This window comes from Streptomyces sp. 2P-4 (genome assembly GCF_030167965.1).
Classification (GTDB): Bacteria; Actinomycetota; Actinomycetes; order Streptomycetales; family Streptomycetaceae; genus Streptomyces; species Streptomyces globosus_A.
Genome location: NZ_CP095011.1, coordinates 2,459,925 through 2,481,736 on the forward strand (window position 1 = coordinate 2,459,925; position 21,812 = coordinate 2,481,736).

A 21,812-nucleotide genomic window follows, 5' to 3' on the forward strand; every position below is an offset into this window, starting at 1 on the left:
GATGAATCAAAAAAAACTTTCCGGAAGGGGTTGTATCCCCGTCCGAGGTTTGCGAATCTCTTCATGGCGATCGGGACGGCCCGCAAGACCCGGCACTCCAACAGACCGCCAGAACCCCTTCCACGAGTCTCCGGCCCACCTCTGAGCAAGCCGGGTGGTCGCCCTTCCCTCCGGGGGGATTCGTGAAAGCGTTCACATTCACAAGCAACGTGCCCGCAATACAAGGAGATGGAGCAGCCATGGACTGGCGTCACAACGCCGTTTGCCGCGAGGAAGACCCGGAACTCTTCTTCCCCATCGGCAACACCGGTCCTGCGCTGCTGCAGATCGAGGAAGCCAAGGCCGTCTGCCGCCGCTGCCCCGTCATGGAGCAGTGCCTGCAGTGGGCGCTCGAGTCCGGTCAGGACTCCGGCGTCTGGGGCGGTCTCAGCGAGGACGAGCGCCGCGCCATGAAGCGCCGCGCCGCTCGCAACCGGGCGCGCAACGCCAGCGCCTGACATCGACTTTCGAGCCTCGAGCTGCAGCGCGCAGCACCACCGACAGCGCTCAGCACCGTGCTCTCAGCCCCGGAACGGGACCTCCCCCAGCCACCGCTGGACGGTCCCGCCCGGGGCTCAGTGCTGTCCGGGCACTACGTACGGTCACCCTCCGCCCCGAGGCCGCCGCCACGGCTCCGTCACCCCCGGTGACGGAGCCGTCGTCACTTCTGGGGGCTGACGGGCACGTCCAGGACGACCCTGGTGCCGCGCGGCTCGGCCCGGACCATGTCGAAGGTGCCGCCGAGCTCGCCCTCCACCAGCGTCCGGACGATCTGCAGGCCGAGGTTGCCGGCGCTCTTCGGGTCGAAGCCCTGCGGGAGCCCGGAGCCGTCGTCCAGCACCGTGATCAGCAGCCGCCCGTCCGCCCGTCCGGTGCCGCTGCGCGCCGCGGTCACCTCCACGGTGCCGCCCTCCCCCTGGGTGAAGGCGTGCTCCAGCGCGTTCTGCAGGACCTCGGTCAGCACCATCGACAGCGGGGTGGCGACCTCGGCGTCCAGGATCCCGAACCGCCCCACGCGCCGGCAGTCCACCTTGCCCGGCGAGATCTCCGCGACCATCGCGATCACCCGGTCGGCGATCTCGTCGAACTCCACGCGCTCGTCCAGGTTCTGCGAGAGCGTCTCGTGCACGATCGCGATCGAGCCGACGCGCCGCACGGCCTCGTTGAGGGCTTCGCGGCCGCTCTCCGAATCCATCCGCCGGGCCTGCAGCCGCAGGAGCGCGGCCACGGTCTGGAGGTTGTTCTTCACCCGGTGGTGGATCTCCCGGATGGTCGCGTCCTTGGTGATCAGTTCGCGTTCGCGACGGCGCAGCTCGGTCACGTCCCGGCAGAGGACGAGGGAGCCGATCCGGGTGCCCTTCGGCTTCAGCGGGATCGCGCGGAGCTGGATCACCCCGCCGTTGCCCTCGACCTCGGTCTCGCGGGGGGCCCAGCCGCTGGCGAGCTTGGCGAGCGCCTCGTCCACCGGGCCGCGGGAGGGGGCGAGTTCGGCGGTGGTAGTGCCGAGGTGCTGGCCGACCAGGTCGGAGGCCAGGCCCAGCCGGTGGTACGCGGACAGGGCGTTGGGCGAGGCGTACGTCACGACGCCGTCGGCGTCGAGCCGCATCAGGCCGTCCCCGACGCGCGGCGAGGCGTCCATGTCGACCTGCTGGCCGGGGAACGGGAAGGTGCCCGCCGCGATCATCTGCGCCAGGTCCGAGGCGGACTGGAGGTAGGTCAGCTCCAGCCGGCTCGGTGTACGGACGGTGAGCAGGTTGGTGTTGCGGGCGATCACTCCGAGTACGCGGCCCTCGCGGCGCACCGGGATCGACTCGACGCGGACCGGGACCTCCTCGCGCCACTCCGGGTCGCCCTCGCGCACGATGCGGCCCTCGTCGAGGGCGGCGTCCAGCAGGGGCCTGCGGCCGCGCGGCACCAGGTGGCCGACCATGTCGTCCTGGTAGGAGGTCGGGCCCGTGTTGGGGCGCATCTGCGCGACGGAGACGTACCGGGTGCCGTCCAGGGTCGGCACCCACAGCACCAGGTCGGCGAAGGAGAGGTCGGAGAGCAGCTGCCACTCCGAGACCAGGAGGTGCAGCCACTCCAGGTCGGTCTCGCCGAGCGCGGTGTGGTGGCGTACGAGGTCGTTCATGGAGGGCACGTGGCGAGCGTACCCCGGCCTCGGGCCATGACTTTCCCCACGGCGACTACCGGGGAGTATCCAGGAGGGGCGTACTCCGCGTAGGGTTGGAGGAAGTGACGGGTTTCCCAACCCCGACATTGGATGGACAGAACAGAATGGTCTAGTCCACAATTGACGTAAGCTTCCGCCCTCCCCGCACAGGAGGACGGATCGAGGTGGGCCGCGCGCTCTGCCCTGACCGCGCAGGCAGCCTCCCAACGGCCTTCGGGAACCGCACACCCGTCGGCCGTAAGTACTCCGGGCTACGGTGCCGGGCGGGTTGAGGGTCCCGCCCCGGCACCGTGGCCCAGAGGAATCCCGGGGCCCTTCTCTCCTTCTCCGCGTACGGCTTGCCGGCCCTTCGGCCGCTCCCGGCGCACTCCCGAGGCGCACTCCCGTTCCGCTCCGCGGCCGCGCCTCCGCGCACTGCCGCCGCGCCGGCGCCTCCCCCGTACCCGCCCCTGCCCGCAGGCCGTGTCCGCGGATCGGGACGACCATGGAAGAAGGCCGGATTTCCCGGCCCGCGCCGTCCCGACTCTGTTAGATTGGTCTATACCACCCATCACTCCAGATCGGCAGGCCACGCGTGGAAGTTGTCATCGTCCCGGACGCCAAGGCAGGCGGCGAGCTCATCGCGGAGGCCATGGCCGCCCTGCTCCGCCGCAAGCCCGACGCCCTGCTGGGCGTGGCGACCGGCTCCACCCCGCTGCCCGTGTACGAGGCCCTCGCACGCAAGGTGAGGGCCGGCGAGGTGGACGCGTCCCGGGCCCGCGTCTGCCAGCTCGACGAGTACGTCGGCCTGCCCGCCGGGCACCCCGAGTCCTACCGCGCCACCGTGCTCCGCGAGGTCGTCGAACCCCTCGGCCTGCCCGAGGCCTCCTTCATGGGCCCCGACGGCTCCGCCGAGGACCTCCCGGCCGCCTGCGAGGGCTACGACCGCGCCCTCGCCGAGGCCGGCGGCGTGGACCTCCAGTTGCTGGGCATCGGCACCGACGGTCACATCGGCTTCAACGAGCCGTGCTCCTCGCTCGCCTCGCGCACCCGCATCAAGACGCTGACCCAGCAGACCCGCGTCGACAACGCGCGCTTCTTCGACGGCGACCTGGAGCAGGTCCCGCACCACGTGATCACCCAGGGCATCGGCACCATCCTCGACGCCCGCCACCTGGTGCTGCTCGCCACCGGCGAGGGCAAGGCCGAGGCCGTCGCGCAGACCGTCGAGGGTCCGCTGTCCGCACTGGTGCCGGCCTCCGCGCTGCAGCTGCACCGGCACGCCACCGTCGTCGTGGACGAGGCCGCCGCCTCGAAGCTGAAGCTGGCGGACTACTTCCGCCACACGTACGCGAACAAGCCCTCCTGGCAGGGCCTGTAACCGTCTGCGGCGCCCCGCTTCGCGGCGGGGGCGCCGCAACCCGCCGCAGGCCGAAGGCCGGGCCCCCTCCACAGGGCCCGGCCTTCGGTGTCTCCGTGCCGCCGCCCGGGCCGCCGGCACCCCACGCGCCGACGGACCGGGGACGGGCGCTCAGCCGCCCGCGATGACCTCCGCGGCGGCCCGCCCGCACACGCGCGCGGCGCCGTGCGTGGCGATGTACAGCGCCCCGCGGGGCTCGGCCCGGGGCAGGCCCATCTCGACGACGACCGTGTCGGGCCGGACCGCGACGAGCCGGTCCAGGACCTCGGCCATCCACGCGTGGCGGTGCGCGTCGCGGACCACGGCGACGACCGTGCGGCCTCCGGCCGCGGCGAGGACGTCCTCGGCCGAGGCCCCCTTGGGGAAGACGCCCGAGGCGGTGCCCGGGAGCAGCTCGGCCAGCTCGCCGGCCAGGCCCCACGGCGTCTCGTGGCCCACCGCGATGTTCGCGACGGGCGCGAGGGTGGCCACGTACGGGGCCGTGAGCGGGGCGGGGGTGCCGGAGACGGTGACCGCGCGGCGGGCCGCCTCCAGGCCGATGCCGGGCGCGCCCCCCTGCGGCGCGCCCGGCACCGCGCCGGCCCCGGCCCGGGCGGAGGCCGTCCACCCGGCCAGGGCCCGGACCCGGGCGGCGGCGTCCGCGAGCCGCTCCTCGGGCAGCGTCCCCTCGCGCACGGCGGCGACGAGGGTGTCGCGCAGCCGCAGCACGGTGGCCTCGTCGGCGAGCCCGCCGCCGACGCAGATCGCGTCCGCGCCGGCCGCGAGGGCGAGGACGGAACCGCGCTCGATGCCGTACGTCCCGGCGATGGCGTTCATCTCCATGCCGTCGGTGACGATGAGGCCCTCGTAGCCGAGCTCCTTGCGCAGCAGGCCGGTCAGGATCTGCGGGCTGAGCGTGGCCGGCCGGGTCGGGTCGAGGGCCGGTACGAGGATGTGGGCGCTCATCACGGCCTTGGTGCCGGCCTCGATGGCGGCCCGGAAGGGGACGAGCTCGCGGGCTGCAAGGGTGTCGAGGTCGGCGTCGATGCGCGGCAGCGCGTGGTGGGAGTCGACGTTGGTGTCGCCGTGGCCGGGGAAGTGCTTGGTGCAGGCGACCACGCCGGTGGCCTGGAGGCCCTCGACGTAGGCGGCGGTGTGCCGGGCCGCGAGGTCGGTGTCGGCGCCGAAGGAGCGGACGCCGATGACCGGGTTGTCGGGGTTGGAGTTGACGTCCGCCGAGGGGGCCCAGTTGAAGTTGACGCCGCACTCGGCGAGCCGGCGGCCCAGCTCGCGGGCGACCTCCCGGGTCAGGCCGGTGTCGTCGACGGCGCCGAGGGCCAGGTTGCCGGGGAAGGAGGAGCCACCGCGGACCTCCAGCCGGGTGACGTCGCCGCCCTCCTCGTCGATGGCGACGAGGATGTCGTCCCGCTCGGCGCGCAGCTGCGCGGTGAGCGCCGCGAGCTGCCCGGGCGAGGCGATGTTGCGGCCGAAGAGGCCGACCGAGACCAGGCCCTCGGAGAGGCGGCGCAGCAGCCAGGCGGGGGCGGTGGTGCCCTCGAAGCCGGGCTGGAGGACGGCGAGCGCGTCGCGGGCCAGGGCGTCGTCCTGCCCGCCGGGGGCCGCGGTGCCGTGCGCAAGGACAGTCATGGCGTTTATCCCTTCACGGCGCCGGCGGTCATGCCGCCGACGGCCTTGCGCTGGAGGAAGACGAAGATGACCAGGACGGGGACCGCGAAGAGCGAGGACGCGGCCATGGTGGCGCCCCAGTCGTTGCCGAAGGCCGTCTGGAACTGGGTCAGCCACAGCGGCAGGGTCTGTGCCGCCTTGTCCTTGTTGAGGATCAGGACCATGGCGAACTCGTTCCAGGCGGTGATGAAGCCGAAGAGCGAGGTCGACATCAGGCCGGGGGCGAGCAGCGGGAAGATCACCTTGCGGAAGGCCTGGCCGCGGGTGCAGCCGTCGATCTGGGCGGCCTCCTCCAGGGTCACCGGGACGGCGGCGATGAAGCCGCGGAGCGTCCAGATGGTGAAGGGCAGCACCATGACGAAGTAGATCGCGGTGAGCAGGCCGAGGCTGTTCAGCATCTCGGCGTCCCGGGCGATCATGTACATGGCGATGACCATGACCTCCCAGGGGGCCATCTGCGCCATCATCACGCCGAGGACGAGCCCCTTGCGGCCGGCGAAGCGCATGCGGGCGATGGCGAAGCTCGCGGCGAGCGCGACGAGCAGGGCCAGCAGCACGGCGCCGACGGTGACGAGCAGGCTGTTGCCGACGTACGTCCAGAAGAACTCGACCCCGGTGGCCTTGGTGAAGTTCTCCAGCGTCGGCGTGAAGAAGAAGACGGGGTCCTTGGCGAGGATCTCCCCCGACGGCTTGAAGGCCGAGGAGAACATCCAGTAGACGGGGAAGAGGAAGAGCCCCGCCAGGGCCAGGGCGCCCAGGTTCTTCACGACGGCCGCCGGGCGCAGCGGGCGCCGGGTGCGCAGGCGCGGGCGCCGGGGGGCGGCGGGGGCGGACTTCGGCGCGGTGGTGGTGCTCACTGCTCCTCCTCCTGCTTCAGGATCAGGCGGAAGTAGAAGGACATGACGACGACGAGCATCACGATCGTCAGGACGGAGATGGCCGCGGCGAGCGCGTAGTGGCCCTGGCTCTGGCCCTCGACGAACGCGAAGACCGGCAGGGTCTCGGAGGCGCGGTCGGGGCCGCCGCGGTTCATCGCGTACACCTGGGTGAAGGCCTTGAAGACCCAGATGACCTCAAGGAAGGTGGTGACGAGGAAGAACGGCTTGAGGTTGGGGAAGACGACCTGCCAGAAGGTCTGCCAGCCGTTCGCGCCGTCCATGCGGGCGGCCTCGTACAGCTCGCCGCCGACCGTGGTCAGGCCCGCGTACATGTTGAGCGCGACGAAGGGGACCGAGCCCCAGACGACCAGGACGGTGACGATCACCAGGGTGGACAGGCCGGTCTCGAACCAGTTGTGCTGCTCGTAGCCGGAGAAGCCGAGCGTGCGCATCAGCCAGTTCATGACGCCGAACTGCTCGTCGAACAGCCACTGGAAGACGGTCACGGAGGCGACGATCGGCATGGCCCAGGCCATGACGAGGGCCATCGACAGCACGAGCCGCATCCACGTGCCGAGGCGGTTCAGCAGCAGCCCGATGAGGCTGCCGACCACCATGATCAGGGCGACGTTGGCGGCGGTGAAGAGGAAGGAGCGCAGGACCACGGTCCAGAACTGCGCGTCGCCGAGCAGCTGGGTGTAGTTCTCGACGCCGTGGAACGGCGCCCTGCGCTGGATGAACTCGATCTTGTCGACCTTCTGGAACGACAGGATCACGTTCTTGGCGAGCGGGTACAGGAGCAGGGCGGCCATGCTGAGCACGGCCGGCGCGACCAGGAGGTACGGCAGCCATCCCGAGGGGAGCGCCCCTCTGCGCCCGCGAGGAGCCGGGGCCGCCTCCGGGGCGCCCGCGGGCCGCTGCGGCGGCTGCGGCGCCTTCGGCCCTCCGGGCTCGCGGGGTGCGTCCTGTGGAGCGGTCGCCGCTCCCTGGGAGTGCACGGTCATGTCTTGTTTTCCTCGCGGTTGACGTGGCGACCGGCGGGCGGCCCGCCCGGTCGGCGGCGGGCGGGCGGCGCGCCTGCGTCCCTCCCTGCGCCCCGGGGGCGCGGCGGGCGCCGCCGGGGCGCCTGCCGCACCCCCGGGTGCGTTCACTGCTGTGCTGCGCGGGCCGTGCGGCCCGGGCGGGGTGTGGCGCCGCAGCAGGTGCTGCGGGGCGTCACTTGTTGATGCGGTTCGCGATCTCCTTGTCGGCCTCGGCGCCCGCCTTGGCCGGGTCCTCGCCCTTCAGGACCTTCGTCATGAACTCCTTGAGCGGGTTCGGCTCGGTCTCGACGTTGGCCCAGCCCGGGGTGACCGGGGTGATGCGGCCGTTGACGCCGGCCTTGCCCATGGCCTCGGCGAAGGAGCCCGGGGCCGGGGTGAAGTTGGCGGCGGCCTGGTTCGGCAGCAGCGAGCCCTTGACCTCGGCGGCGTACTTGGTCATCTGGTCCTTGCCGGTGGCCAGGGCCAGCCACTCCTTGGCGAGCTCCTTGTTCTTGGAGCGCTCGGCGACGGCGAGGTTCGAGCCGCCCAGGAAGACGGTGCCGGGCTTGTCGGCGGTCTTGCCGGGGATCGGGAAGTAGCCGAAGTCGGCCTCCTTGCCCGCGTCCTTCAGCGCCTTCTCGGCACCGCCGGCCTCCCAGCCGAGGCCGATCCAAGAAGCGACCCCGCCCTTGGGGACGACGTCGGTGGACTGCTGCGGGGTGGCCTCGTCCTTGTCCTTGGGGGCGGTGGAGTAGGACTGCAGCTTCTTGTAGAACTCCATCGCGGAGGCGGCCTGCGGGGTGCCGAGCCCGCCCTTCCACTTGCCGCCGTCCTTGACGGCGAGCTCGCCGCCCTCGTCCCAGATCAGGCCGGCCAGGACGTACCAGCTCTGGCCGGGCAGGTAGATGGGCTGCGTGTTCGGGTCCGCGGCCTTCAGCTTGTCCAGGCCGGCGATCCACTCGTCGCGGGTCTTCGGCGGGGTGACGCCCGCCTTCTCGAAGGCCTTCTTGTCGTAGACGACGACGCGGTTGGCGGCGTACCACGGGGCCGAGTACAGCTTGCCCTCGTACTCGGCGGACTCCAGCATGCTCTTCGGCCAGGCGTCGGCGCCGAGGCCGCCCTTGTCCTTGGTGAGGTCCGCGAGGCCGCCGGTGACGGCGTAGCCCGCGGTCTGGGTGTTGCCGAGCTCCAGCACGTCCGGCGGGGTGCTCTCGGAGAGGGCGGTCGTCACCTTCTCCTGGATGCCCTTCCACGCCTGGACCTCGACCTTGACCGTGACACCGGGGTGCTTGGCCGAGAACTCCTTGTTGACCTCGTCGATCCAGGCCTTGGGTGCGGAGCCGTCCATCACCCAGACGGTGATCTCCTTGGCGCCGCCCGCGTCGGCCGTGCCCTTGTCGTCGCCACCGTTGCCACACGCGGCGACACCGGCCATCATGCCCGCGACACCGACCGCCGCGATGAGCTTGCGCTTCACGCCACCCTCCTCAGGGATGCTGCCTGCAACTTCCCTTGCCCGCCGCGGTGACATGCACCTATTACTGCCCGTTGGGCCGGGATCTGATCCATATTGGTGTAGACCAGTAACCGGAGCTTGGCCTAGACCTTTAGGGGTGTCAAGGGTCTAATGATCGGGGGCCCGGTCCCGTTACCGGACCGACACCTGGGGGAGGGAGGAGGCCCGCCCTCCCACCCGTGTCACGATGTGACCGCACATATCGGAGGAGCCGGTGACGGCAGTGAAACTGGAGTCGGGAAGGCGGGCGGCGATGGCCACCGAAGGGGCGACCACCGAGCCGGAGGGCGGGGCGGCCACTCGCACCGCGCGCGTGCCCAAGTACTACCGACTCAAGAGGCACTTGCTCGACATGACGGAAACGCTGCCCCCCGGCACGCCCGTCCCCCCGGAGCGCACGCTCGCCGCCGAGTTCGACACCTCCCGGACCACCGTCCGCCAGGCCCTCCAGGAACTCGTCGTCGAGGGCCGGCTGGAGCGCATCCAGGGCAAGGGCACCTTCGTCGCCAAGCCCAAGGTCTCCCAGCCCCTGCAACTCTCCTCCTACACGGAGGACATGCGCGCCCAGGGCCTGGAGCCCACCTCCCAGCTCCTCGACATCGGCTACGTCACCGCCGACGACACCCTCGCCGGCCTGCTGAAGATCACCACGGGCGGGCGCGTGCTGCGCATCGAGCGGCTGCGCCTGGCCAGCGGCGAGCCCATGGCCATCGAGACGACCCACCTGTCCGCCAAGCGCTTCCCCGCCCTGCGCCGGTCGCTGGCCAAGTACAGCTCCCTCTACACCGCCCTCGCCGAGGTGTACGGGGTCCGGCTCGCCGAGGCCGAGGAGACCATCGAGACCTCCCTGGCCACCCCGCGCGAGGCCGGACTGCTCGGCACCGACGTCGGCCTGCCCATGCTGATGCTCTCCCGGCACTCCCTGGACGCCGACGGCGAGCCCGTGGAGTGGGTGCGCTCGGTCTACCGCGGAGATCGTTACAAGTTCGTCGCCCGACTCCGGCGCCCCGCCGTCTGATCCGTAGTTGACTCTCGTTCCGCTGTGCGGACGGGGGCTTACGCACACCGGGCGGCCCCCGTAGATTCCCTGCACTCACGCAGATGATCAACGAGGGGACGAGGATCATGCCGGAACCGGAAGCAACAGGTACACCACGCACCGAGGCGGGTCCGGGCGCGAGCCCGGGCTCGCCTTCCGCATCGGGCCGCATGACCCCGAAGTCGATCGCGGTATGGGTGCTCGTGGCCCTCGCCGGGGCCGCCGGCTGGGCCGTGCTCGCCCTCTCCCGCGGCGAGGAGGTCTCCGCCGCCTGGCTGCTCGCCGCGGCGCTCGGCTCGTACGCGATCGGCTACCGCTTCTACGCGCGGTTCATCGCGCACCGCGTGCTGAAGGTCGACAAGACGCGGGCCACCCCCGCCGAACGCCTCGACAACGGTGTCGACTTCCACCCCACCGACCGCCGGGTGCTCTTCGGCCACCACTTCGCCGCCGTCGCCGGCGCCGGCCCGCTGGTCGGCCCCGTCCTCGCCGCGCAGATGGGATACCTGCCCGGCACCATCTGGATCGTCGCCGGCGTCATCTTCGCGGGCGCCGTCCAGGACATGGTGACGCTGTTCTTCTCCACCCGGCGCGACGGGCGCTCGCTCGGGCAGATGGCCCGGGACGAGATCGGCCCCGTCGGCGGCGCCGCCGCCCTGGTCGCCGTGTTCGCCATCATGATCATCCTGCTGGCGGTGCTCGCGCTCGTCATCGTCAACGCCCTCGCGCACTCCCCCTGGGGCGTCTTCTCCATCGGCATGACCATCCCGATCGCCCTCTTCATGGGCTTCTACCTGCGCGTGCTGCGGCCCGGGCGGGTCACCGAGGTCTCCGTCATCGGCGTCGCCCTGCTGCTGCTCGCGATCGTCGCGGGCGGCTGGGTCGCCGAGTCCTCGCTGGCGTCGACCTTCACCCTGGAGAAGGAGACGCTGATCATCTGGATGGTCGCGTACGGCTTCGTCGCCTCCGTCCTGCCGGTGTGGATGCTGCTCGCGCCCCGCGACTACCTCTCCACCTTCATGAAGATCGGCACGATCGCGATGCTCGCCCTGGGCGTCGTCATCGCCATGCCGACCCTGCGGATGCCGTCCGTCACGGAGTTCGCCTCCCGCGGCGACGGCCCCGTCTTCGCGGGGTCCATGTTCCCGTTCGTCTTCATCACGATCGCCTGCGGCGCCCTGTCCGGCTTCCACGCCCTGGTCTCCTCCGGCACCACCCCGAAGATGATCCAGAAGGAGACCCAGGTCCGGGTCATCGGCTACGGCTCGATGCTGACCGAGTCCTTCGTGGCCGTCATGGCGATGATCTGCGCGACGATCATCGAGCCCGGGCTGTTCTTCGCGGTCAACTCCCCCGCCGGCGTCGTCGGCACCACCGTCCAGAGCGCCTCCCAGGCCGTCGCCGACTTCGGCTTCGCCGTCTCGCCCGAGTACCTCGCCCAGGCCGCGAAGGACGTCGAGGAGAGCAGCCTGCTCTCCCGCACCGGCGGCGCGCCCACGTTCGCACTCGGGATGTCGGAGATCTTCTCGGCTGTCGTCGGCGGCGTCGGCATGAAGGCGTTCTGGTACCACTTCGCCATCATGTTCGAGGCGCTGTTCATCCTGACCACGCTCGATGCCGGCACCCGCGTCGGCCGGTTCATGCTCCAGGACACCCTCGGCAACGTGCACAAGTCCTTCAAGGACGTCAGCTGGAAGCCGGGCGTGTGGCTGGCCAGTGCGCTCGTCGTCGGCGCCTGGGGGTACTTCCTGTGGGTCGGCGTGAAGGACCCGCTGGGCGGCATCAACCAGCTCTTCCCGCTGTTCGGCATCGCGAACCAGCTGCTCGCCGCGGTGGCCCTGGCCGTCTGCACGACGCTGCTGGTGAAGTCCGGCCGGCTCAAGTGGGCGTGGGTGACCGGCGTGCCGCTCGCCTGGGACGTGGCCGTCACCCTCACCGCGAGCTACCAGAAGATCTTCTCGGACGACGTGAAGGTCGGCTTCTTCGCCCAGCGCGAGAAGTACCAGGAGGGCATCGAGGCAGGGCAGGTCCTGAAGCCCGCCAAGAACATGGACGAGATGCACACCATCGTCACCAACGCCACCGTGGACGGGGTGCTGTCGGCGCTGTTCGCGCTGCTGATCCTGATCGTGCTCCTGGACGCGCTGCGGACCTGCGTCAAGGCCGTCCGCGACCCCGCGTCGGCCACGCTCTCGGAGGTCCCGTGGACCGAGTCGAAGATCATCGCACCGGCCGGGCTCATCGCGACGCGCGAGGAGCGGGCCGAACTCGCCGCGGCCGGCCTGGAATCCGGCGGCGGCCGCGTGAAGGAGCCGGTGGCATGAGCGGCGGCGTCCGCGGCGCCCTGGCGAAGGCGCGGTACTACGTACGGGAGTTCTCCGGCGAGGCGGCGTACGACCGGTACGTCGCGCACGCCCGCTCCCACGATCCGGACGCCGAGGTCATGACCCGCCGCGCCTTCGAACGCGCCCGCACCGACGCGCGTGAGGGGGACCCCCGGGGCGGCTTCCGCTGCTGCTGAGGGCTGCCGTGACCGAGGTGCCCGCCGGTCATCCGGCGGGCACCTCCGTTGTGCGTGGCCTCAGCGCACCCAGTCCTTGAGCGGCTCGGTCGAGAAGGAGAAACCGACCGGGTCGGGCAGCTCGACGTCCTTGCCGAAGGGGACGGTGCGCACGGTCTCGTACAACTGCCCGTCGGGCTCGCTGTGGACCCTCACCAGGCAGTTGTCCCGGTCGATCAGGACGAAGACGGGGATGCCCGTCTCTGCGTACGCGCGGGGCTTCTCCTTGCGGTCGCGCCCGTCCGTGTCGGAATCGTACGAAGTGACTTCGACGACCATCAGGACCGGGGCCGGATCGGCCCACTCCCCCTGACCCTCGAAAGCGCCATCCGGCGCCATCGAGGCGTCGGGGCGCGCGCGACCCGACCGGTACTGGTCGACCTTCAGTCCGCGTTCGACGTGCAGCCACTGCTCGGGCCGGTGCTGCATGCAGATGCGGGCGAGCCACACGACGATCCGGTCGTGATCCCCATCCGGCATCGCCTTGACCCCCAACTTCCCGCCGATCAACTCCAGACGCAACCCCTCGATCTCGCGGGCTGCTATCCGGGCGAGGGTCTCGAACTCTTCGGTCAGGATCTGGGGGCGGTCAGCCATCACGGTCATGCCTCGCTCGCTTTCCTCGGCGGTGCTGCTTCCGACGATAGCGCCGGGCGCCCACCCCCGTCCGGCACTCTCGGCGGAGCTGACGCCCCTCACCTACCGACTGGAGCTGTGAGGACACGCTCAGCGAAGGCAGACACAACATCTAGGGGGTCACACAGAGGGCGCCCACCACATGTATGCTCATCCTCGCTGTCGCCGCAGGGGAATCCGGTGGGAATCCGGAACTGTCCCGCAACGGTATGAAGTACACCCATCGGTGTCACCGAAGTCCGACGACCTGCCGACAGTGCGCCCGGCTCGACCGAACCGGGTGCCGACCACGTCCGGGCCTCGCGGTAGGGCCTGCGGACGACGCGCGGTGCCGCCCTTGCCGGGCCCTGCCCGCGCGCGCCCGCTCGCGCCCGCACCGCCGGTGCCCCGGAGCCGAGCGAGGGAGAGCTCCCCCCGTGACCATCGCGCCTTCCGCACCGCGCGCCGAGTCCGACCCGTCCGACCACGGAGCTGAGGCCGGGGGCCCCGGGGCCGCGCTGCTGCGCACCCTCACCGAGCTGACCGCCGACCTTCCCGACACCGACCCCGGCCGTGTCGCCGCCGCCGCGCTCCGCGGCCGCAGCGCCGCCGCCGACGAGGCCGAGCTGCGCGGGCTGGCCACCGAGGCCGCCGCCGGCCTGATCTCGGAGGACCCGGCGTACTCCCGGCTCGCCGCCCGGCTGCTGACGGTCGCCGTCGCCGAGGAGGCCGCGAGCCAGGGCTCGACCTCCTTCTCCGCGTCCGTCGAGGTCGGCCACCGCGAGGGCCTGATCGCCGACCGCACCGCCGAGTTCGTCCGCCTCCACGCGAGCCGCCTCGACGCGCTCGTCGAGCACACCCTCGCCGAGGGCGCCGACGACCGCTTCGGCTTCTTCGGCCTGCGCACCCTGCACAGCCGCTACCTGCTGCGCCACCCGATCACCCGCCAGGTCATCGAGACCCCGCAGCACTTCATGCTGCGCGTCGCCTGCGGCCTCGCCGCCGACGACAGCGCCGCCGCCGTCGAGGAAGTCGCCTCCCTCTACCGGCTGATGAGCCGCCTGGACTACCTGCCGTCCTCGCCCACCCTCTTCAACTCCGGCACCCGGCACCCGCAGATGTCCTCCTGCTACCTGCTGGACTCCCCGCTGGACGAGCTCGACTCGATCTACGACCGCTACCACCAGGTGGCGCGCCTGTCGAAGCACGCCGGCGGCATCGGCCTGTCGTACTCGCGCATCCGCGCCCGCGGCTCCCTGATCCGCGGCACGAACGGCCACTCCAACGGCATCGTCCCGTTCCTGAAGACCCTCGACGCCTCCGTCGCCGCCGTGAACCAGGGCGGCCGCCGCAAGGGCGCCGCCGCCGTCTACCTGGAGACCTGGCACGCGGACATCGAGGAGTTCCTGGAGCTGCGCGACAACACCGGCGAGGACGCCCGCCGCACGCACAACCTGAACCTCGCGCACTGGATCCCCGACGAGTTCATGCGCCGCGTGAACGCCGACGGCGAGTGGTCGCTGTTCTCCCCGTCCGACGTCCCCGAGCTGGTCGACCTGTACGGCGAGGAGTTCGACGCCGCCTACACCAAGGCCGAGCAGGCCGGGCTCGCCAAGAAGACCATGCCCGCCCGCGAGCTGTACGGCCGCATGATGCGCACCCTCGCGCAGACCGGCCAGGGCTGGATGACGTTCAAGGACGCCTCCAACCGGACCGCGAACCAGACCGCGCTCCCCGGCACGGTCGTCCACTCCTCCAACCTGTGCACCGAGATCATCGAGGTCACCAACGACGGCGAGACCGCCGTCTGCAACCTCGGCTCGGTCAACCTCGGCGCGTTCGTGCTCGCCGAGACCGGCGAGATGGACTGGGAGCGCCTGGACGAGACCGTCCGCACGGCCGTGACCTTCCTCGACCGCGTGGTGGACATCAACTTCTACCCGACGGAGCAGGCCGGCCGCTCCAACGCCAAGTGGCGCCCGGTGGGCCTGGGTGCGATGGGCCTGCAGGACGTCTTCTTCAAGCTGCGCCTGCCCTTCGACTCCGCCGAGGCGAAGGCGCTGTCCACGAAGATCGCCGAGCGCATCATGCTCGCGGCGTACGAGGCCTCCGCGGACCTCGCGGAGAAGCACGGCCCCGTCCCGGCGTGGGCGGAGACCCGTACCGCGCAGGGTGTGCTGCACCCCGACCACTACGGCACCGAGCGGGCCTGGCCGGAGCGCTGGGAGGCGCTGCGCACCCGGATCGCCGAGACCGGCATGCGCAACTCGCTGCTGCTGGCCATCGCGCCGACGGCGACGATCGCCTCGATCGCGGGCGTGTACGAGTGCATCGAGCCGCAGGTGTCGAACCTGTTCAAGCGCGAGACGCTGTCGGGTGAGTTCCTCCAGGTCAACGCCTACCTGGTGGAGGACCTGAAGAAGCTCGGCGTGTGGGACGCGCAGACCCGCGAGGCGCTGCGCGACTCGTCCGGCTCGGTTCAGGGCTTCAACTGGATCCCGGCCGACGTCCGCGAGCTGTACCGGACGGCGTGGGAGATCCCGCAGCGCGGCCTGATCGACATGGCGGCGGCCCGGACCCCGTACCTGGACCAGTCGCAGTCGCTGAACCTGTTCATGGAGACGCCGACCATCGGCAAGCTGTCGTCGATGTACGCGTACGCCTGGAAGCAGGGTCTGAAGACGACCTACTACCTGCGGTCGCGTCCGGCGACGAAGATCGCCCGGGCCGCGTCGGGCGCCGCCGTCCCGGCCGCCGCGACCCCGCTGCCGCAGGCCGTGGACGCCGACGCGCTGGCCTGCTCGCTGGAGAACCCCGAGTCCTGCGAAGCCTGCCAGTAACCCGCTCCCGCCACCCGACCACCACTCCTGGAGGACGGCGCCGCGCGCGCCGACTGCTATGACCGACAAGAACCTGCTCGACCCCGGCTTCGAGCTGACGCTCCGCCCGATGCGCTACCCGGACTTCTACGAGCGCTACCGGGACGCGATCAAGAACACGTGGACGGTGGAGGAGGTCGACCTCCACTCGGACGTGGCCGACCTGGCGAAGCTGACGCCCGCCGAGCAGCACATGATCGGCCGCCTGGTCGCGTTCTTCGCGACGGGCGACTCGATCGTGGCGAACAACCTGGTCCTGACGCTGTACAAGCACATCAACTCCCCGGAGGCGCGCCTGTACCTGTCGCGCCAGCTGTTCGAGGAGGCCGTGCACGTCCAGTTCTACCTGACGCTGCTCGACACCTACCTGCCCGATCCGGACGACCGCGCGGCCGCCTTCGCGGCGGTGGAGAACATCCCCTCCATCCGCGAGAAGGCGCAGTTCTGCTTCAAGTGGATGGACTCGGTCGAGAAGATCGACCGGCTGGAGACGCAGGCCGACCGCCGCCGCTTCCTGCTGAACCTGATCTGCTTCGCCGCGTGCATCGAGGGCCTGTTCTTCTACGGCGCCTTCGCGTACGTGTACTGGTTCCGCTCGCGCGGCCTGCTGCACGGCCTGGCGACCGGCACGAACTGGGTCTTCCGCGACGAGACCATGCACATGAACTTCGCGTTCGAGGTCGTGGACACGGTCCGCAAGGAGGAGCCGGAGCTCTTCGACGACGCGCTGCGGCAGCAGGTCACGGACATGCTGAAGGAAGCCGTCGAGGCGGAGCTCCAGTTCGGCCGCGACCTGTGCGGCGACGGCCTGCCCGGCATGAACACCGAGTCGATGCGCGAGTACCTGGAGTGCGTCGCCGACCAGCGCCTGGTGCGCCTCGGCTTCCCGCCGGTGTACGGCTCGCAGAACCCGTTCTCGTTCATGGAGCTCCAGGGCGTGCAGGAGCTGACGAACTTCTTCGAGCGCCGCCCGTCGGCGTACCAGGTCGCGGTCGAGGGCACCGTCGACCTGGACGAGGACTTCTGACGGCTGCGGCCCGCCGCGGCCGCTCCCGCACCACCTCCGGATCGGCCGGCGGCTGCCTCGCGCAGCGGCCGGCCGATCCGGCGTTTCCGAGCAGACCGCATGGCAGGAGATCCACGTACGCCTGGGTTCCTGCCAGACTGTGGTCGTGCTGAAGAACGTGGCTGTGGCGCTGATGCCCGGGGTGGCCCCCTTCGAGCTGGGCATCTTCTGCGAGGTGTTCGGCATCGACCGCAGTGCGGAGGGGCTGCCGGCGTTCGACTTCGCGGTCTGCGCGGCGGGCGACCGCCGCACCCCCGCCGGCGACGGGCACTTCGACGTGGTCGCCCCACACGGGGTGGAGCGCCTGGACGAGGCGGACCTGGTCTGCGTCCCGGCCGACCGCGGCGCCGCCGCGCGCACGTACCCGGAGCCGCTGCTGGCGGCCCTGCGCCGGGCCGTGGACCGCGGGGCGCGGGTACTCAGCGTGTGCAGCGGCGCCTTCGTGCTGGGCGCGGCCGGGCTGCTCGACGGCCGGCGCTGCACGACGCACTGGATGCACGCCGAGACCCTGGCGCGTCGCTTCCCGCGGGCCGTCGTCGACCCCGGCGTGCTGTACGTGGACGAGGGCCCGGTGGTGACCGCCGCGGGCACGGCCTCGGGGATCGACGCCTGCCTGCACCTGCTGCGGCAGGAGCACGGCGCGGAGGCGGCGGGGGTGGTGGCCCGGCGGATGGTGGTGCCGCCGCACCGGGACGGCGGCCAGGCCCAGTACATCCGCCGCCCGCTGCCCCGTGCGTCCGGCGACGCGGTCGGCGGGGTGATCGCGTGGATGGCAGGCCACCTGGCCGAGGAGATCACCGTCGAGCAGCTCGCGGAGCGGGCCCGGATGTCCCCGCGGACCTTCGCGCGCCGCTTCCTGCAGGAGACGGGGACGACCCCCTACCAGTGGGTGCTGCGGCAGCGCGTGCTGCTGGCGCAGGAGCTTCTGGAAGCCACGGACGACACGGTGGACGCCATCGCGGGCCGCTGCGGCTTCGGCAGCGCGGCCGCACTGCGCCACCACTTCCTGCGGACCCTCGGCACGACGCCGAACGCCTTCCGCCGCACCTTCCGCGGTCCGGGCGGCACGGCGGCCTGAGGCCGGGGGCCGGCCGCCGCGCCGCCGCGGACCGCCTCGCCGCGTCAGTCGTTCGGCACGGTCTCGTAGCGCGGGGTGCCCTCGGCCATCTGCCGCAGGGCGTCCTTGCGGTCCCGCTTGGAGAGGCGGTCGATGTACAGGTAGCCGTACAGGTGGTCCGTCTCGTGCTGGAGGCAGCGCGCGAAGTAGCCGGTGCCCCTCACCTTGATCGGGTTGCCCTGGGCGTCCTGCCCGGTGACCTCGGCGTAGTCCGGGCGGGCCAGCGAGGCGTAGGCGGTCGGGACGGACAGGCAGCCCTCGTTGGAGTCGTCGAGGACGCGGGAGCCGGCGGGCAGCTCCACGAGCCTGGGGTTGACGACAACGCCGGTGTGGCGGACGCCCTCGTCGTCCGGGCAGTCGTAGACGAAGACCTTGGCGTCCACGCCGATCTGGTTCGCGGCGAGTCCGACGCCCTCGGCGGCCTTCTGGCTGGCGAACATGTCGTCGATCAGCTTGGCCAGTTCGTCGCCGAACTCGGTGACGTCCTTGCACTCGCGGTGCAGCACCGGGTTGCCGACCACCGTGATGGGACGGGCGGTGCCGCGCTCGCGGTGGGCGAGCTCGCGCGCCTCACAGTCCTCGGTGTCCACGACGTAACCGTCGTCGTCCACCGCGATGACCTCGTTCTCCTGCTGCGCCATGTCCGCCGTAAGCCTTCCGTGGGTCGACCCGTTCACCGATTGTGCCGGTACAGCCTACGGTGCCCGGTCAGCAGACTTCTTCGAGATCCCGCCAAGCACGGGTGTCGGGGCTGTCCGCGACCCAGCCGTCGAGGAGCCCCTGCACCAGGCCGGCGGGCGCCGCGATGCCGCACTCCCGCTCCGGCACCCACAGGGAGCCCGATCCGGCCGTGCGGTGCCCGAGCGGCCCGGGGTGGCCCGGTTCGCTGTGGTCGTGCGGGTCGAGGTGCTCCCCGTCGCCCTCGCCGCTCGGCATCGCGCTCTCGGAGCAGGTCCGGCACAGCAGCCGTACGGAGGAGGACCAGTCCTCGGCGGCGAACCCCGCGTCGGACGCGAGCTGTTCGAGCGCGTCCCGGTCGGACTCGGCGGCGGCCTCCAGCAGCACGACCCAGGTCGGCACCGGCGAGGGCGCCCACAGCTCGATCTCGTCGAAGACGGGGTAGGAGGGGCCTGCCGCGGTGATGCGCTCGCCGTTCGGCACGCCGTCGTGCAGGACGACCTCGCCCCAGCGCCGCCCCGAGGAGGGCAGCGGGATCGACAGGACCTCGATGCGGGCCGGATCGAGCCGGCGGCCCCAGACGACCTCGGCCTCCCCCTCGGGGGAGAGCCGCACGGCCGCGCTGCCGAGTTCCATGCCGACCGGTTCGCCGCCCTTGCCGTACGGGTCGCCGGGCACCTTCAGCCCGTACGCCTGCCAGGCCCGCCGGGCCAGCGGCCAGTCCTGGAGGGCGGTCGCCGCGATGCCGACGTTCCACCAGTCGGGGGCGCCGGCCTCCCGGTCCAGGAGGGCGACCGCCCGCAGGCCCGCGGCGCGCGCCTGCTCCCAGTCGTGCCGGAACTTGTGCAGCAGCGCCAGGTTGAACCACGACTCGGACAGCCAGGGCTCCAGGTCGGCGGCTCTGGTCAGCAGCGCACCCGCGTCCTCGTACCGACCGTCGCCGATCAGTGTGAACGCTCGGTCGGTGGCCTGCCGCCACGAGGCGGAGGGCCTATGCCGTACCTTCCCGAAGATCCTCACGATTCCCGCCTGCCGGTCCAACGGTGAAGCCTTGCGGACACCCTCACGGACGCTCCTACTCGCATCCAACCATGCCCACTCGGACGGCCGCTCATTACCCATGGGTTACCCCGGCGGGAGGGGGGTGACTCCGTCACGTCCGGCCCGGAAAAACGGCTCGGCCCCCTGATGCGGGGGCCGGTTTCCGGCGCCGCTCCGTACGAACGCCCGCGGATTGGCGCCTTCGGGTGAACGGGGCGGCGGGGCCGCCCGCGGCGCGGTCAGCCGGCGGCGGGATCGGCGGTCACGTCGTGCTCGGGCACCGCCTGCCCGGAGCGGATCAGGTCGATCCGCCCCATCACCTTGGCGCGCAGGTCGCTCGGCACGTCGTCCGAGCCGCAGCACCGCTTCACCAGCTTCTTCACGGCCTTTTCCAGGCCGTACTTCTCCAGACAGGGATTGCACTCGCCGAAATGCGTCTCGAACTTCGTGCAGTCGCTGTCGGGCATCTCGTGGTCCAGGAACTCGTACAGGTGGTCCAGGACCTCGGAGCACTCCGTCTCGTGCGGCTCTCCGCAGCTCATGAGCCCGAGCCTTTCAGGTCGTTCGACTCTCCCGCGCCGGCGGGGACCAGCCCGCGCTCGCGGGCGTAGTCCTCCAGCATTCCGCGGAGTTGACGGCGGCCACGGTGCAGCCGGGACATGACCGTACCGATGGGTGTACCCATGATGTCCGCGATCTCCTTGTACGCAAAGCCCTCCACGTCGGCAAGGTAGACCGCGATGCGGAACTCCTCCGGAATGGCCTGGAGCGCCTCCTTCACGTCCGAGTCGGGCAGGTGGTCGAGTGCCTGCGACTCGGCCGACCTCAGGCCCGTGGACATGTGCGACTCGGCGCGCGCCAGCTGCCAGTCCTCGATCTCCTCCGCCGCACTGCGCTGCGGCTCGCGCTGCTTCTTGCGGTAGGAGTTGATGAAGGTGTTGGTCAGAATGCGGTAGAGCCACGCCTTCAGGTTGGTGCCCTCACGGAACTGGTGGAAGGACGCGTACGCCTTCGCGTACGTCTCCTGGACCAGGTCCTCGGCGTCGGCCGGATTGCGCGTCATGCGCAGCGCGGCCGAGTACATCTGGTCGAGGTAGCCGAGGGCGTCCCGCTCGAAGCGCGCATTGCGCTCGGCGGCCGTCTCCTCCGCCTGGCCTCCGTCGGTCCCAGCGACAGGACCCACCTCCTCCGACTGCGTGGCGGCTCCGAGTGCGGACCCGCTCGAATCGGAGAATAGTCGACCATCCCGGCCCTCCGCCGCCCGGAGCGGGCCCCGCCTGGGCCCGGGCAGGACCGTCCATTCGAGCCCTTCGGCCTGCGGACGGCTCTGGCTGATGACCTGGGTCATGCGCTTGCTCTCCTCCGACGCGGTCCCCTGCGTTCCGACATCCGGACAACGCCATGGCCGGGCCGCGCATTCCCCTCCCGGGCGGGCTCTGCCGAATCCGTCAGGTCGCGGCGGCTGCGGCCGGGACCAGCCGGTCCAGCCAGTCGGCAACGCCCTCGGTGATCGCCTCCAGGGCCTCCTCCTGGGTGCGGGATCCCTTCTTCGGCACCGCGAAGCCGTGGTCGGCCCCGGCCGCCTCCAGCAGTTCGTACGCCGGCGGGCCGGGCGGCGGGAACTCCTCGGGCCGCCCGAACGGGTCCCGGCCTCCCTGGACGACCAGGACGGGCAGGCCCGCCCCGGTCAGCTCCGCGGCCCGGGACCGCTCGGGGCGGCCCGGCGGGTGCAGCGGGAACGCCAGCGCCAGCACCCCGGCGGCGCCGAGGCCGGCCCCGGTGCGGCAGGCCACCCGGGCGCCCGCGCTGCGCCCGCCGGCCACGACCGGCAGGCCGGGCTCGGCCAGTGCCGGCCACAGGCCGCGCCAGCCCTCGTCGAGCACCTTGGGAGCGGCCGCGACCCTCCGGCCGGCGACCCTCCAGGGCTGCTCGACGAGGGCGACCGTGACGCCGCGGCCGGGCAGGCCGGCGGCCAGCGCCTGCAGGTCGCGGGCCTCGATGCCGCCGCCCGCACCGTGGCCGAGGGCCAGGACGAGCCGGGCCCCGCCGGCCGCGGGGTACCAGGTGATGCGGGCCTCGCCCGCGGGGGTCTCGACGCTCCGGGTGCGCGTGGTCATGGCCCCAT

At 71.6% G+C, this 21,812-nt stretch carries 19 protein-coding genes and 1 riboswitch; of the genes, 8 read left to right on the forward strand and 11 right to left on the reverse strand.

What is annotated here, in order from left to right; all coding sequences use genetic code 11:
• Positions 1-239: 239 nt before the first annotated feature.
• A complete protein-coding gene (locus MUK52_RS10255; RefSeq protein ID WP_003953983.1) occupies positions 240-497 on the forward strand; it encodes a WhiB family transcriptional regulator in 258 nt (85 codons plus the stop codon).
• Between the two features lie 203 nt (positions 498-700).
• On the opposite strand, the gene MUK52_RS10260 is transcribed toward MUK52_RS10255, so the two are convergent.
• Positions 701-2,170 (reverse strand): sensor histidine kinase, encoded by a 1,470-nt coding sequence (locus MUK52_RS10260; protein ID WP_114058464.1) that lies wholly within the window; start codon positions 2,168-2,170, stop codon positions 701-703.
• 616 nt (positions 2,171-2,786) lie between these two features.
• Here MUK52_RS10260 and nagB point away from each other — a divergent pair.
• The gene (nagB, locus tag MUK52_RS10265) at positions 2,787-3,572 is read left to right on the forward strand and encodes a glucosamine-6-phosphate deaminase (protein WP_114054100.1); all 786 of its coding nucleotides are present in this window, start codon (positions 2,787-2,789) and stop codon (positions 3,570-3,572) included.
• 150 nt (positions 3,573-3,722) lie between these two features.
• Here nagB and MUK52_RS10270 read toward each other — a convergent pair whose 3' ends face one another.
• The 4 genes from MUK52_RS10270 to MUK52_RS10285 form a co-directional block, all read right to left on the reverse strand.
• Positions 3,723-5,237 (reverse strand): glycoside hydrolase family 3 protein, encoded by a 1,515-nt coding sequence (locus tag MUK52_RS10270; protein WP_284575698.1) that lies wholly within the window; start codon positions 5,235-5,237, stop codon positions 3,723-3,725.
• 5 nt (positions 5,238-5,242) lie between these two features.
• Positions 5,243-6,061, reverse strand: coding sequence for a carbohydrate ABC transporter permease (locus MUK52_RS10275; protein WP_246042777.1), 819 nt, complete (start codon positions 6,059-6,061; stop codon positions 5,243-5,245).
• A gap of 68 nt (positions 6,062-6,129) precedes the next feature.
• Positions 6,130-7,158: a carbohydrate ABC transporter permease gene (locus MUK52_RS10280; protein WP_114054098.1), complete on the reverse strand. Its 1,029-nt coding sequence runs from the start codon at positions 7,156-7,158 to the stop codon at positions 6,130-6,132.
• Positions 7,159-7,369: 211 nt separating this feature from the next.
• The gene (locus tag MUK52_RS10285; RefSeq protein WP_114054097.1) at positions 7,370-8,653 is read right to left on the reverse strand and encodes an extracellular solute-binding protein; all 1,284 of its coding nucleotides are present in this window, start codon (positions 8,651-8,653) and stop codon (positions 7,370-7,372) included.
• A gap of 292 nt (positions 8,654-8,945) precedes the next feature.
• On the opposite strand from MUK52_RS10285, the gene MUK52_RS10290 reads away from it, so the two are divergent.
• The 3 genes from MUK52_RS10290 (at position 8,946) to MUK52_RS10300 (ending at position 12,252) form a co-directional block, all read left to right on the forward strand.
• Positions 8,946-9,710 (forward strand): GntR family transcriptional regulator, encoded by a 765-nt coding sequence (locus tag MUK52_RS10290; RefSeq protein ID WP_114054096.1) that lies wholly within the window; start codon positions 8,946-8,948, stop codon positions 9,708-9,710.
• A 191-nt stretch (positions 9,711-9,901) separates the two neighbouring features.
• Positions 9,902-12,055, forward strand: a complete 2,154-nt coding sequence (locus MUK52_RS10295; RefSeq protein WP_114054095.1) for a carbon starvation CstA family protein — start codon at positions 9,902-9,904, stop codon at positions 12,053-12,055.
• Positions 12,052-12,252, forward strand: a complete 201-nt coding sequence (locus MUK52_RS10300; protein WP_114054094.1) for a YbdD/YjiX family protein — start codon at positions 12,052-12,054, stop codon at positions 12,250-12,252. The genes MUK52_RS10295 and MUK52_RS10300 overlap by 4 nt, the downstream gene beginning before the upstream one ends.
• Positions 12,253-12,312: 60 nt before the next feature.
• On the opposite strand, the gene MUK52_RS10305 is transcribed toward MUK52_RS10300, so the two are convergent.
• Complete coding sequence (locus MUK52_RS10305) at positions 12,313-12,897, reverse strand: Uma2 family endonuclease (RefSeq protein ID WP_284575699.1); 585 nt, start codon at positions 12,895-12,897, stop codon at positions 12,313-12,315.
• Positions 12,898-13,073: 176 nt separating this feature from the next.
• Positions 13,074-13,196, forward strand: a riboswitch (cobalamin riboswitch).
• 147 nt (positions 13,197-13,343) lie between these two features.
• Between MUK52_RS10305 and MUK52_RS10310 the strand changes: the two genes are divergently transcribed.
• The 3 genes from MUK52_RS10310 (at position 13,344) to MUK52_RS10320 (ending at position 17,929) form a co-directional block, all read left to right on the forward strand.
• Positions 13,344-15,746 (forward strand): ribonucleoside-diphosphate reductase subunit alpha, encoded by a 2,403-nt coding sequence (locus MUK52_RS10310; protein ID WP_114054092.1) that lies wholly within the window; start codon positions 13,344-13,346, stop codon positions 15,744-15,746.
• Between the two features lie 58 nt (positions 15,747-15,804).
• Complete coding sequence (locus MUK52_RS10315; protein ID WP_114054091.1) at positions 15,805-16,812, forward strand: ribonucleotide-diphosphate reductase subunit beta; 1,008 nt, start codon at positions 15,805-15,807, stop codon at positions 16,810-16,812.
• Positions 16,813-16,957: 145 nt separating this feature from the next.
• The gene (locus MUK52_RS10320) at positions 16,958-17,929 is read left to right on the forward strand and encodes a helix-turn-helix domain-containing protein (protein WP_284575701.1); all 972 of its coding nucleotides are present in this window, start codon (positions 16,958-16,960) and stop codon (positions 17,927-17,929) included.
• A 44-nt stretch (positions 17,930-17,973) separates the two neighbouring features.
• Here MUK52_RS10320 and def read toward each other — a convergent pair whose 3' ends face one another.
• The 5 genes from def to MUK52_RS10345 form a co-directional block, all read right to left on the reverse strand.
• A complete protein-coding gene (gene def / locus MUK52_RS10325; protein ID WP_114054090.1) occupies positions 17,974-18,609 on the reverse strand; it encodes a peptide deformylase in 636 nt (211 codons plus the stop codon).
• Positions 18,610-18,676: 67 nt separating this feature from the next.
• Positions 18,677-19,666, reverse strand: coding sequence for a tetratricopeptide repeat protein (locus MUK52_RS10330; RefSeq protein ID WP_114058461.1), 990 nt, complete (start codon positions 19,664-19,666; stop codon positions 18,677-18,679).
• A gap of 260 nt (positions 19,667-19,926) precedes the next feature.
• Positions 19,927-20,229, reverse strand: a complete 303-nt coding sequence (gene rsrA / locus MUK52_RS10335; RefSeq protein WP_114054089.1) for a mycothiol system anti-sigma-R factor — start codon at positions 20,227-20,229, stop codon at positions 19,927-19,929.
• Positions 20,226-20,870 carry a sigma-70 family RNA polymerase sigma factor gene (locus MUK52_RS10340; RefSeq protein ID WP_174250349.1) on the reverse strand — a complete coding sequence of 215 codons (645 nt, stop codon included), beginning with the start codon at positions 20,868-20,870 and terminating at the stop codon, positions 20,226-20,228. Before MUK52_RS10340 ends, rsrA begins: the two co-directional genes overlap by 4 nt.
• 265 nt (positions 20,871-21,135) lie before the next feature.
• The gene (locus MUK52_RS10345) at positions 21,136-21,804 is read right to left on the reverse strand and encodes an alpha/beta hydrolase family protein (protein WP_284575703.1); all 669 of its coding nucleotides are present in this window, start codon (positions 21,802-21,804) and stop codon (positions 21,136-21,138) included.
• Positions 21,805-21,812: the final 8 nt, after the last annotated feature.